This window comes from Streptomyces sp. NPDC005791, assembly GCF_042871485.1.
GTDB lineage: Bacteria > Actinomycetota > Actinomycetes > Streptomycetales > Streptomycetaceae > Streptomyces.
Genome location: NZ_JBIAIP010000002.1, coordinates 1 through 12,338 on the forward strand (window position 1 = coordinate 1; position 12,338 = coordinate 12,338).

The 12,338-nt window shown below is 68.4% G+C and carries 11 protein-coding genes; 2 read left to right on the forward strand and 9 right to left on the reverse strand.

Annotated features, from left to right (window positions below; genetic code table 11):
* Positions 1-400: 400 nt before the first annotated feature.
* The 3 genes from ACFYSH_RS04295 to thyX form a co-directional block, all read right to left on the reverse strand.
* On the reverse strand, positions 401-2,086 hold the full coding sequence (locus ACFYSH_RS04295) for a ribonuclease J (RefSeq protein ID WP_359475322.1): 1,686 nt from the start codon (positions 2,084-2,086) through the stop codon (positions 401-403).
* A 139-nt stretch (positions 2,087-2,225) separates the two neighbouring features.
* Positions 2,226-3,125, reverse strand: coding sequence for a 4-hydroxy-tetrahydrodipicolinate synthase (gene dapA / locus ACFYSH_RS04300; protein ID WP_359475325.1), 900 nt, complete (start codon positions 3,123-3,125; stop codon positions 2,226-2,228).
* 151 nt (positions 3,126-3,276) lie between these two features.
* Positions 3,277-4,014: an FAD-dependent thymidylate synthase gene (thyX, locus tag ACFYSH_RS04305; RefSeq protein WP_359475328.1), complete on the reverse strand. Its 738-nt coding sequence runs from the start codon at positions 4,012-4,014 to the stop codon at positions 3,277-3,279.
* 175 nt (positions 4,015-4,189) lie between these two features.
* Between thyX and ACFYSH_RS04310 the strand changes: the two genes are divergently transcribed.
* Both ACFYSH_RS04310 and ACFYSH_RS04315 read left to right on the forward strand, forming a co-directional pair.
* Positions 4,190-4,429, forward strand: a complete 240-nt coding sequence (locus ACFYSH_RS04310) for a hypothetical protein (protein WP_359475331.1) — start codon at positions 4,190-4,192, stop codon at positions 4,427-4,429.
* Between the two features lie 93 nt (positions 4,430-4,522).
* Complete coding sequence (locus tag ACFYSH_RS04315) at positions 4,523-5,074, forward strand: hypothetical protein (RefSeq protein ID WP_359475334.1); 552 nt, start codon at positions 4,523-4,525, stop codon at positions 5,072-5,074.
* A 56-nt stretch (positions 5,075-5,130) separates the two neighbouring features.
* Here ACFYSH_RS04315 and ACFYSH_RS04320 read toward each other — a convergent pair whose 3' ends face one another.
* From ACFYSH_RS04320 to eccD, 6 genes are all read right to left on the reverse strand, one after another.
* Positions 5,131-5,583 carry a hypothetical protein gene (locus ACFYSH_RS04320; RefSeq protein ID WP_359475337.1) on the reverse strand — a complete coding sequence of 151 codons (453 nt, stop codon included), beginning with the start codon at positions 5,581-5,583 and terminating at the stop codon, positions 5,131-5,133.
* 14 nt (positions 5,584-5,597) lie between these two features.
* On the reverse strand, positions 5,598-6,350 hold the full coding sequence (dapB, locus tag ACFYSH_RS04325; protein WP_359475340.1) for a 4-hydroxy-tetrahydrodipicolinate reductase: 753 nt from the start codon (positions 6,348-6,350) through the stop codon (positions 5,598-5,600).
* A 22-nt stretch (positions 6,351-6,372) separates the two neighbouring features.
* The gene (locus ACFYSH_RS04330) at positions 6,373-7,752 is read right to left on the reverse strand and encodes a pitrilysin family protein (protein ID WP_359475343.1); all 1,380 of its coding nucleotides are present in this window, start codon (positions 7,750-7,752) and stop codon (positions 6,373-6,375) included.
* On the reverse strand, positions 7,749-9,962 hold the full coding sequence (locus ACFYSH_RS04335; RefSeq protein WP_359475484.1) for a polyribonucleotide nucleotidyltransferase: 2,214 nt from the start codon (positions 9,960-9,962) through the stop codon (positions 7,749-7,751). Before ACFYSH_RS04335 ends, ACFYSH_RS04330 begins: the two co-directional genes overlap by 4 nt.
* Positions 9,963-10,233: 271 nt before the next feature.
* Entirely contained in the window at positions 10,234-10,524 is a 291-nt protein-coding gene (gene rpsO, locus ACFYSH_RS04340; RefSeq protein WP_003965855.1) for a 30S ribosomal protein S15, read from the reverse strand.
* Positions 10,525-10,700: 176 nt separating this feature from the next.
* Positions 10,701-12,203 carry a type VII secretion integral membrane protein EccD gene (eccD, locus tag ACFYSH_RS04345; RefSeq protein WP_359475487.1) on the reverse strand — a complete coding sequence of 501 codons (1,503 nt, stop codon included), beginning with the start codon at positions 12,201-12,203 and terminating at the stop codon, positions 10,701-10,703.
* Positions 12,204-12,338: the final 135 nt, after the last annotated feature.

Here is a 12,338-nt window from a genome sequence, read left to right on the forward strand (position 1 = left end):
CCGGGGCCCTCCGGGCGCTTCCCTTCGTTCTTGCGTTTCCGACTCTATCAGACTCTTTCGTGTCCGATTCCCGGCCGAAGCGGGTTCCTGCTGTTTCGCTTTCCAGTTCTTCGCTTTCGCGTTTCCCTTTCCAGCGGTTCCAACCTTACCAGACTCATTTCGTTCCGTTTCCGGTCCGAATTTGATTCCGGCGGCCTTTGGAGTGGCCTTTGCCTTTCGGCTGATCCGACTTTATCAGAAGTTCTGAGTCGAATTCCCCGCCCCCTCGAAGGGCTCCCGGCGCACACGTGCGCCGCGTGCTTCCCGTTCAGGCGGAATCGCAAACGTACTGGAGCGGGGCGCCTCGATGCAAATCGAGGCGCCCCGCTCCTGGTCGGTGGCCTGACGGGAGCCGTCGGGGTCAGACCTCGACGACGACCGGAAGGATCATCGGGCGCCGGCGGTAGGTGTCCGACACCCACTTGCCCACCGTGCGCCGGACCAGCTGCTGGAGCTGGTGCGGCTCCATCACCCCGTCCTGGGCCGACTTGTTGAGGGCGTCCTCCACCTTGGGCACCACCGCGGTGAACGCACCGTCATCGATGCCGGAACCGCGGGCCTGGATGTGCGGACCGCCCACGATCTTGCCGGACGAACTGTCGACCACGATGAAGACCGAGATGATCCCCTCGTCGCCGAGGATGCGGCGGTCCTTGAGGGACGTCTCCGTGACGTCGCCGACCGAGAGGCCGTCGACGTACACGTAGCCGGCCTGGACCTTGCCGACGATCTTCGCCTTGCCGTCGACGAGGTCGACCACGACGCCGTCCTCGGCAATGACGATGTGGTCCTTCGGCACGCCGGTCAGCGCACCGAGTTCGGCGTTGGCCCGGAGATGGCGCCATTCGCCGTGCACCGGCATCAGGTTCTTCGGCTTGCAGATGTTGTAGAAGTACAGCAGCTCGCCGGCCGACGCGTGGCCCGAGACGTGGACCTTGGCGTTGCCCTTGTGGACGACGTTGGCGCCCCAGCGGGTCAGGCCGTTGATCACGCGGTAGACCGCGTTCTCGTTGCCGGGGATCAGGGACGACGCCAGGATCACCGTGTCGCCGGGAACGATCCGGATCTGGTGGTCCCGGTTGGCCATACGGGAGAGAGCGGCCATCGGCTCGCCCTGGGAACCCGTGCAGACCAGCACGACCTCGTCGTCGGGCAGGTCGTCGAGGGTCTTGACGTCGACGACCAGGCCTGCGGGCACCTTCAGGTATCCCAGGTCGCGGGCGATCCCCATGTTGCGGACCATGGACCGTCCGACGAAAGCGACCCGGCGGCCGTACTCGTGGGCGGCGTCCAGGATCTGCTGGATGCGGTGGACGTGGCTGGCGAAGCTGGCCACGATGATGCGCTTCTGCGCGTTGGCGAACACGGTCCGCAGGACGTTGGAGATGTCCTTCTCCGGCGGGACGAAGCCGGGGACCTCGGCGTTCGTCGAGTCCGAGAGAAGGAGGTCGATGCCCTCCTCGCTCAGCCGGGCGAAAGCGTGCAGGTCGGTGAGACGTCCGTCCAGCGGGAGCTGGTCCATCTTGAAGTCACCGGTCGCGACGGCCAGGCCCGCGGGAGTGCGGATGGCGACGGCGAGAGCGTCCGGGATGGAGTGATTGACCGCGATGAACTCGCAGTCGAACACGCCGATGCGCTCGCGCTGCCCCTCGATCACCTCGAGGGTGTAGGGGCGGATCCGGTGCTCCTGCAGCTTGGCCTCGATGAGCGCGAGGGTCAGCTTGGAACCGATCAGCGGGATGTCCGGCTTCAGCCGGAGCAGATACGGGACGCCACCGATGTGGTCCTCGTGGCCGTGCGTGAGCACGATGCCCTCGATGTCGTCCAGGCGGTCCCGGATGGTGGTGAAGTCCGGCAGGATCAGGTCGATGCCGGGCTGCTCCTCCTCGGGGAAGAGCACGCCGCAGTCGACGATGAGCAGACGGCCGCCGTACTCGAAGACCGTCATGTTGCGGCCGATTTCGCCCAGGCCGCCCAGCGGGGTGACCCGCAGGCCGCCCTTGGGGAGCTTCGGCGGGGTACCGAGTTCAGGATGCGGATGACTCAAAAGACTCTCCTTACCACGCGCGCCACGTACCGCTGAGGGCACGTGGCGCGTGTGTCATTCGTGCACTTGCTGTTGTCAGGTGGTGTTTCCGCCGCGAGTGTCCTCGCGTATTCAGTTGTGAAGTCTGTGTGGCCCGTGATCAGAGCTGTACCCCGCCGGCGGCCAGATCGATCTTGAGCTGGGCTGTCTCCTGCGCCGTGAGTTCCACCAGAGGGAGGCGCAGCGGACCGGCGGGCAGGCCCTGCAGGGTGAGCGCGGCCTTGGTGGTGATCACGCCCTGGGTGCGGAACATCCCGGTGAAGACCGGGAGCAGCTTCTGGTGGATCTCCGTGGCCTTCTGCACATCACCGCCGAGGTAGGCCTCGATGAGCGCGCGCAGCTCCGGGGTGACGACATGGCCGACGACGGAGACGAAGCCGACTGCGCCGACCGAGAGCAGGGGGAGGTTGAGCATGTCGTCGCCGGAGTACCAGGCGAGGCCGGACTGGGCGATGGCCCAGCTGGACCGGCCCAGGTCTCCCTTGGCGTCCTTGTTGGCGACGATCCTGGGGTGCTCGGCGAGTCGTACGAGCGTCTCTGTGTCGATCGGCACACCGCTGCGGCCGGGAATGTCGTACAGCATCACCGGTAGTCCGGTGGAGTCCGCTATGGCGTTGAAGTGCCGGAGGAGGCCTTCCTGCGGCGGCTTGTTGTAGTACGGCGTGACGGCGAGGAGGCCGTGGGCGCCGGTGCGCTCGGCGGTGCGGGCCAGCTCGATGCTGTGCCGGGTGTCGTTGGTGCCGACGCCTGCGATGACGTGGGCCCGGTCTCCTACGGCTTCGAGCACAGCCCTTACGAGCTGGTCTTTCTCCGTGTCGCTGGTGGTCGGGGACTCACCGGTGGTGCCGTTGATGACCAGGCCGTCATTGCCTGCGTCCACCAGATGGGCGGCGAGCCGCTGGGCGCCGTCGAGGTCGAGTGCGCCGTCCGCCGTGAACGGCGTGACCATAGCGGTGAGGACCCTCCCGAAGGGGGTCTGCGGAGTGGAGATCGGAGCCATGGGTAACACGCTACTCGTTGCTCGGCGCGCCGCGCTCCCTCGGGGGACGAGGAAGAGGAGCCCGGCACTGCCTGCTCGGGGGTTCAAGCAGTGCCGGGTCCGTTTGATCAGCCTAGATGAACTTCATGAAACGCCGCAATACGGACACCGCCTACGGGGCTACCCGTCCGTTCTTGTTGAACGCGGCATGAGTGAGTGGCATCAGGGTCTGCCAGTGCTGTTCCATCTGCTCGCCGACCATCTCGATCTCGCGCTGGGGGAAGGACGGCACCTTGGCCAGCTCGTGCTGCGTGCGCAGACCGAGGAAGTGCATGAGCGAGCGGGCGTTGCAGGTGGCGTACATCGTGGAGAACAGGCCGACGGGGAGCACCGCGCGGGCGACCTCCCGGGCCACCCCGGCGGCGAGCATCTCCTGGTACGCGTCGTACGCCTGGCGGTACGAGTCCTCCATGGCGCGGCTCGTGAGCTCGTGCTGCTCCGGGGTTCCCCCGACGAACTCGTACTTGCCGGGGCGCCCCTGCTGGATGAGCTTGCGGGACTCCCCCGGGACGTAGAAGACGGGCTCGAGCTCCCTGTAGCGGCCCGATTCCTCGTTGTACGACCACCCCACGCGGTGCCGCATGAACTCGCGGAACACGAAGATCGGTGCGCTGATGAAGAAGGTCATCGAGTTGTGCTCGAACGGGCTGCCGTGCCGGTCCCGCATCAAGTAGTTGATGAGGCCCTTGGAACGCTCGGGGTCCTTGGTGACCTCTTCCAGGGACTGCTCCCCGGCCGTGGACACACGGGCTGCGAACAGCACGTCGGAGTCGCTGGCCGCTGACTTCACCAGGTCAACGGTGACATCGCTGCGGAAGTGGGCCTTCGTGGGCTCGGGGGTGTCGGTCACCGGCGGGGGTCCTTCCAATGGCGTCGCTCGGGCGGCGTCCACTCTACGGGCCTCAGGGGCAGCAGCCGTCAGCGGGAAAATTTGGACGGGTTCGGCGATTCGGGGCACCGATCGGGCCTCTCGTACGTCTGACTCATTAGCAGCACCCGTCACAGAGTTCAAGGAGAGTTTCCTCATGTTCCGCCGGCGTGAATCCGTCCCGTTCTCGTTCGTTGCCGAGGCCGACCGGTTCCGCAGTAATGTCACTCCGCCTCCCCGGCGACGCGCCAGTCGCTCGCAGCTGGCCTCTCAGTGGCTCGTAGGGCTGACGCTGGTCGCCGGCTTCGCCGGGTCGCTGCTCCTCGGCCTGCCCGCTCTCGACACCGACCGGACGCCGTCCCACAGTCAGACGTCCGAGGCTTCGCGGCACCGCTGACTCGTACGGGCCCCCTGGGGTGGTCGGCCGGGGGGCTGCTCGGTAGCCTCACCGGGCACAGCAATCGAGCGTGCTTGCGAGTGAGGAACAGTCGTGCCCCTGCCCTTCCTGACGGCCGACCGCGCATTCGACGCGGACGCAGAGGACATCGCGCTGCCGTTCGACGACCACGACAGCTGGCGGCGGCCCTACCGCCCCGGCCCGTGGCGGGTCGCTGCGGCAGCCACCCTGCTGCTTCTGGCATCGTTCGTGCTGCTCGCCGCAATGATCATCACATTCACCGGGTCACTGTCCGGCGCCACCGCGTGCTTCGTGCTCGCCGCCGTGATGATCGCCTGCGCGCTGCGGCTCCTGCGGGTCGGTGCCTGGGTGAGCCGGCACGGCGTACGCCGGGTGGGCTTCTTCCGTACGACCACCGTGCAGTGGAAGGACACCGCCGCGGTGCGCACGGTGCAGCAGCCGGTGAAATGGCTCGGTCTCCCGCGCACCGTCCAGGGACAGGCGCTGCTCGTGGTGCGCATGAACGGCGAGCCGTTGGCGCCGCTGCTCACCGATCACAACGGGGACTTCCTGGCCCGCGCGGAGGCGTTCGAGCGCGCCACGGACTCGATCGAGGCCTGGGGGGACGAGTACCGCGCCCCCTAGGAGGGCGCGGTACTTCCCGCTGAGCAGAGAACACGCACAAGCCGGTACGGCGCCGCTCAGGCGCGTACCGGCTTGTTCGTGCGCAGGGCGATGGCACGCTGCATCGCCTTACGGGCCCGTGGGGTGTCCCTCGCGTCCTGATAGGCGACGGCCAGCCGGAACCAGCAGCGCCAGTCGTCCGGGCTGTCCTCGGTCTCCTCACGGCGCCGCGCGAACACGGCGTCGGCGGAGTCGCGGTCGATTCGTCCGGAGGGGGTGCGCACCAGCTCGTCGACGGGAAGGCCGCCCTCGGCGTCCAGTTCGGCGGCCAGGGCGTTGGCCCTGCGGACGAACTGGGTGTTCTTCCAGAGGAACCAGATCCCGATCACCGGCAGGATCAGCACCGCCACGCCGAAGGTGACCGTGAGCAGGGTGCCGTGCCGGATGAGCAGGACGCCTCGGCTGCCGGCCAGGACGAAGTAGAAGACCAGGACGGCAGCGGTGAGGACGTAGGTGAGCTTTGCGCGCATGGGGTTGGGCCCAGTCAGTTCAGGTCGAGGAAGTGTTCCAGGCCGAAGGTGAGGCCGGGAGTGGTCACCACGCGGCGGGTGCCGAGCAGGATGCCCGGCATGAAGCTGCTGTGGTGCAGCGAGTCGTGTCGGACGGTGAGGGTCTCGCCCTCGCTGCCCAGCAGGACCTCCTGGTGGGCGAGGAGGCCGCGGAGCCGGACCGAGTGGACCGGGATCCCGTCGACGTCCGCGCCGCGCGCTCCGTCCAGTGCGGTGACGGTGGCGTCGGGCTGCGGCGCCGCTCCCGCCCTCTCACGGGCCGCGGCGATCAGCTGGGCGGTGCGCGTGGCCGTGCCGGAGGGTGCGTCGGCCTTGTTCGGGTGGTGGAGCTCGATGACCTCGACCGACTCGAAGTAGCGGGCGGCCTGCTCCGCGAACTTCATGGTGAGCACCGCGCCGATGGAGAAGTTCGGTGCGATGAGCACACCGGTCCCCGACGAACCGGAGAGCCAGGTGCGGAGCTGCGCGAGCCGTTCGTCGGTCCAGCCGGTGGTGCCGACGACCGCGTGGATCCCGTGCCGGACGCAGAAGTCGAGGTTGTCCATCACCGATGCGGGTGTGGTCAGCTCGACGACCACCTGGGCGCCGGTCTCCGTGAGAGTGTCCAGCGTGTCACCGCGGCCGAGGGCCGCCACCAGCTCCATGTCGTCGGCGGCCTCCACGGCTCGTACCGCCTCGGACCCGATGCGTCCCTTGGCGCCGAGAACGGCCACGCGCAGCTTGCTCATGTGCTCTTTTCCTTACGGGTGGTCAGGAGATCGCTTCCTGGAGACGGTCGGCCTGCTTGTCCTTCAGCGGGCCGATGACCGAGAGCGAGGGCCGCTGTCCGAGGACGTCGGCCGCCACGGCACGGACCTCGTCGGGGGTGACCGCCGCGATCTTGGCCAGCATGTCATCGACGGACATCTGTTCGCCCCAGCAGAGCTCGCTCTTGCCGATGCGGTTCATGAGCGCGCCCGTGTCCTCGAGGCCGAGGACGGTGGATCCGGCGAGCTGGCCGACGGCCCGGCCGATCTCCTCGTCACCGATGCCCTCGCTCGCCACGCGGTCGAGCTCGTCGCGGCAGATCTTCAGGACGTCGTGCACCTGGCTGGGCCGGCAGCCCGCGTACACACCGAAGAGTCCGCAGTCGGCGAAGCCCGAGGTGTACGAGTACACGCTGTAGGCGAGCCCGCGCTTCTCCCGTACCTCCTGGAAGAGTCGGGAGCTCATGCCGCCGCCGAGGGCGGTGTTCAGGACGCCGAGTGCCCAGCGGCGCTCGTCCGTCCTGGCGAGTCCGGGCATGCCGAGGACGACGTGGGCCTGCTCGGTCTTGCGGTTCAGCAGTTCGACACGGCCCGTGGCGCGCAGGGCGCGGGAGCCTTCCCGGGGCGCCGTCGGGACGGCATCGGTACGGCTCAGGGCGCCGGCGCGCTCGAACGCCGTGCGGACCTGTCGTACGACCGTGGCGTGGTCGACGTTGCCGGCGGCGGCGACGACCAGGTGGGTGGGGTCGTAGTGCTTCTTGTAGAAGCGCGCGATCTGGCCGCGGTTCAGCGCGTTGACCGTGTCGACCGTGCCGAGGACCGGACGGCCCAGCGGGGTGTCGCCGAGCATGGTGTGCGCGAACAGGTCGTGCACGCAGTCGCCCGGGTCGTCCTCCGTCATCGCGATCTCCTCGAGGATGACGCCGCGCTCGGCGTCGACGTCCTCGGGGGCGATCAGGGAGCCGGTCAGCATGTCGCAGACGACATCGATGGCCAGTGGCAGGTCGGTGTCCAGGACCCGCGCGTAGTAGCAGGTGTACTCCTTCGCCGTGAAGGCGTTCATCTCGCCGCCGACCGCGTCGATCGCGGAGGAGATGTCGAGGGCGCTGCGCTTGGCCGTGCCCTTGAACAGGAGGTGCTCGAGGTAGTGCGTCGCGCCGTTGAGGGTGGGCGTCTCGTCGCGTGATCCGACGTTGGCCCAGATCCCGAAGGTGGCGGAGCGTACGGAGGGCAGCGTCTCGGTGACGACCCGGAGACCGCCGGGGAGGACGGTGCGGCGGACCGTACCGATGCCGTTGCTGCCCTTGAGAAGCGTTTGGGTACGGGCGACGGCCCGCGCCTCCGAAGAGGTGCGGGCCGTCGTCACGGAACTACGGGACGTCACTTGTCGGTGTCGTCCTTCGTCTCGTCCTCTTCACCCTCGATGACGGGGATGAGGGAGAGCTTGCCGCGGGAGTCGATCTCCGCGATCTCGACCTGGACCTTGGCGCCGACGCCGAGCACGTCCTCGACGTTCTCCACGCGCTTGCCACCGGCGAGCTTGCGGATCTGCGAGATGTGCAGCAGACCGTCCTTGCCGGGCATCAGGGAGACGAACGCACCGAAGGTGGTGGTCTTGACGACCGTACCCAGGTAGCGCTCGCCGACCTCCGGCATGGTCGGGTTGGCGATGGCGTTGATCGTGGCGCGGGCGGCCTCGGCCTGCGAGCCCTGCTGGGCACCGATGTAGATGGTGCCGTCGTCCTCGATCGTGATGTCGGCGCCGGTGTCCTCCTGGATCTGGTTGATCATCTTGCCCTTGGGGCCGATGACCTCACCGATCTTGTCCACCGGGATCTTGACGGTGATGATCCGCGGGGCGTTCGGGGACATCTCGTCCGGGACGTCGATGGCCTCGTTCATGACGTCCAGGATGTGCAGACGCGCGTCACGGGCCTGCTTCAGCGCGGCGGCCAGGACCGAGGCGGGGATGCCGTCGAGCTTGGTGTCGAGCTGGAGCGCGGTCACGAACTGCTTCGTGCCGGCGACCTTGAAGTCCATGTCGCCGAAGGCGTCCTCCGCACCGAGGATGTCGGTGAGGGCGACGTAGTGGGTCTTGCCGTCGATCTCCTGCGAGATCAGGCCCATGGCGATACCGGCGACGGCGGCCTTGAGGGGCACACCGGCGTTCAGCAGCGACATGGTGGAGGCGCAGACCGAGCCCATGGACGTCGAGCCGTTGGAACCCAGCGCCTCGGAGACCTGGCGGATCGCGTAGGGGAACTCCTCGCGCGACGGCAGCACCGGCACGATGGCGCGCTCGGCGAGCGCGCCGTGGCCGATCTCGCGGCGCTTGGGCGAGCCCACGCGGCCGGTCTCACCGACGGAGTACGGCGGGAAGTTGTAGTTGTGCATGTAGCGCTTGCGGGTCACCGGGGAAAGGGTGTCCAGCTGCTGCTCCATGCGGAGCATGTTGAGGGTGGTGACGCCCAGGATCTGGGTCTCGCCACGCTCGAACAGCGCCGAGCCGTGCACGCGCGGGATGGCCTCGACCTCGGCGGCGAGCGTACGGATGTCCGTGACGCCGCGGCCGTCGATGCGGACCTTGTCCTTGATGACGCGCTCGCGGACCAGCTTCTTGGTCAGCGCGCGGTAGGCACCCGAGATCTCCTTCTCGCGACCCTCGAAGGCCGGGAGGAGCTTCTCGCCCGCGATCTCCTTGATGCGGTCCAGCTCCGCCTCGCGCTCCTGCTTGCCGGCGATGGTGAGCGCCTTGGCGAGCTCGGTGCTGACGGCCTTGCTGAGCGCCTCCAGGACGTCGTCCTGGTAGTCGAGGAAGACCGGGAACTCGCCGGTGGGCTTGGCAGCCTTGGCGGCGAGGTCGGACTGGGCCTTGCAGAGCGCCTTGATGAAGGGCTTCGCGGCCTCGAGACCGGCGGCGACGACCTCTTCGGTCGGGGCCTCGGCGCCGTCCTTGACGAGCTGGATGGTCTTCTCGGTGGCCTCGGCCTCGACCATCATGATCGCGACGTCGCCGTCCTCGAGGACGCGACCGGCGACGACCATGTCGAAGACGGCGTCCTCGAGCTCGGTGTGCGTCGGGAAGGCGACCCACTGGCCCTTGATCAGGGCGACGCGGGTGGCGCCGATCGGACCGGAGAAGGGCAGGCCCGCCAGGATCGTGGAGGCGGACGCTGCGTTGATCGCGACCACGTCGTACAGGTGGTCGGGGTTGAGCGCCATGATCGTCTCGACGATCTGGATCTCGTTGCGCAGGCCCTTCCTGAAGGAGGGGCGCAGCGGGCGGTCGATCAGGCGGCAGGTGAGGATCGCGTCCTCGGAGGGCCGGCCCTCACGGCGGAAGAAGGAGCCGGGGATCTTGCCGGCCGCGTACTGCCGCTCCTCGACGTCCACCGTGAGGGGGAAGAAGTCGAGCTGGTCCTTGGGCCGCTTGGAAGCGGTGGTGGCCGACAGCACCATGGTGTCGTCGTCCAGGTACGCGACGGCGGAGCCGGCGGCCTGCTTGGCCAGGCGGCCCGTCTCGAAGCGGATGGTGCGGGTGCCGAAAGTACCGTTGTCGATCACGGCTTCGGCGTAGTGGGTCTCGTTCTCCACTAGTGATTTCTCCATACTCGTCGTCTTTCGTCCTGCCGCCCGTGTGGCGGAGGACGGTGCGGAGAAGCACACCGTGTGTGCGGGCCGGTCTTCGATCGAAGCTCCCGGGCGTTGTCCCGGGGGCCACTACCGAGGACCGGCGGCGGCCGTGGGGTGCCTCTCCTCGTTCTGGTGTTGTGCGTCCAGGTTACTGAGCCTGACCCCGGTCCCGCACGTACAGCAAAGGGAGCGGCCCCCTGGAACCGGGGTACCGCTCCCTCTCACAGCGTCCTTACTTGGCGCCGCCGGCCGCGCCACGGCGGATGCCGAGGCGGTCGACGAGCGCACGGAAGCGCTGGATGTCCTTCTTGGCCAGGTACTGAAGGAGGCGGCGACGCTGGCCGACCAGGATCAGCAGACCACGACGGGAGTGGTGGTCGTGCTTGTGCGTCTTGAGGTGCTCCGTCAGGTCCGAGATCCGGCGGGAGAGCATGGCGACCTGGACCTCGGGGGATCCGGTGTCACCCTCCTTCTGGGCGAACTCGGACATGATCTGCTTCTTCGTAGCGGCGTCGAGCGGCACGCGTACTCCTCTTGATGTTCGATGCGCCCACGAGTGCCCCTGGTCTTGATCTCAGGGGAGCTTCCATGACTCGGAGGCGAAGGTCCGATGAGCGCAGCCCCCAGGATGATCCGGGGACGCGTACACAAACGGCCACTGGCCAGAGTACCAGTCCTTCGGGGGGCCTCCGACGGGTGTCAGCTGGTGAGCGCCCGGATCGAGTGGTAGACGTCGAAAACGGCGAGGCACAGCGGCAGCAGCGTCAGGAGTACGCAGGTCTCGGCGATCTCCAGGAAACGCCCCCAGAAAGGGGTGACTCCCTTGCGCGGCACGATCAGTCCGATCGCGATGATCACCGCGGCGACTGCGGCGACCGCGGCGGTGAGCCAGATCGTACGGATGTCGAGTCCCGCGCTGTCGCCCGTGAGCGCCTCGCGGATCAGCTCGGTCGGCGGGTTGAGCGACAGTCCCAAACCGAGGAGTACGAGTGCGGCGAGGCCCGCGCCCAAGGCGCAGCCGACCTGAGCCGTGTAGCGGAACAGGTGGGCGCGCATCAGCATCGCGACGCCGGTGGCGAGTGCCAGCAGCTGGCCCCAGACGCTGTCCGAGAAGCCGAGCACCGCCGCGGCCCCCACGGCGACCAGCGCGCATCCGCCGACGAGACCGACGAGCAGTTCATGGCCGCGCCGTGCCTGGGCGGTGATGCGCTCGGCGTCGACCGGACCCTGGGGCGCCGGGTCGGACGTCCCGTAGTCGCCGACGGTGGTGCGGGGCGGCTCGAAGCCGATCGGAAGACGGGCGAAGCGGGTGGAGAGCCCTGGCAGGAAGGCGAGGAGCCCCACCGACAGGGGTGCGCAGACGGCCGCGGTCTCGGCTGGCTCCATGCCGGTCATGATCGCGACGAAGGTCACCAGTACGCCGATGACGGAGGCGAACACGAACGCGACGAACGTGCCGTCACCTTCGGGGGCGGCGATCATCAGGATCACCGACGCCACCAGCACGGCGGCGCAGGCGAGCAGGAACTGGAGCCTGCCGATCCCCTGTCCCGCGCCGAGCGGGAGGAGCCCGGCCCCGGCGACTGCCGCGTTGGCGAGTGCGCCGATCCCCAGCGCGATGGACGAACCGCGGTCCGCGTAGACACGCGCGCGTACACAGGCCAGCGCGAGGAGGAGCAGAGCGGTGACGGCGGCCAGGATGCCCGGCAGGCCGTGCATGTCGTGCCGGACGTCGGAGGTCCACAGCACGAAGCCGAGCAGGGCCAGCAGGACCGAGCCGCCGAAGAGCCCGGCCGAACGCATGAGGCCGTCGCCCCACAGAGTGCGGTCCCGGGCGACGGCCGTGGCGACGGCGTCGGAGACGTCGTCGAAGACGGCGGGAGGCAGCGACTCAGCGAAGGGCCGGAGGGACAGCAGCTCACCGTCGAGGACGCGCAGGCCGGCCAGCGTACGGCCGCTGTCGAGGACCGTTCCGTCGCGGCGCACCAGGTGGTACCCGACCGGGGCGCCCTGGGCGGGGCTCTGTCCCGACAGCCGGAGGATCTCCGGGTAGAGGTCGGCGACGGGAATGTCCTCGGGCAGCGCCACGTCGACGCGGCTGTCAGGCGCGACGACCGTGACCCGGCAGAAGCCGGTTCCGTTGCCGGCCGGAACTCCGGAACCCGGCCGTCCGGATCCGGTAGCCGCCGTTTGGGCCGTCATAGTCACGTGCTGCTCCCCCTCATGGTTCTCCTGGACCTCCTGCGTACACACCCTGGGACACGGTCTCCGCACGCGTCCCGAATGACCCATTTTTTTGCGGTAGTTAGCGGATGCGTACACGCGTCGCGACACCCT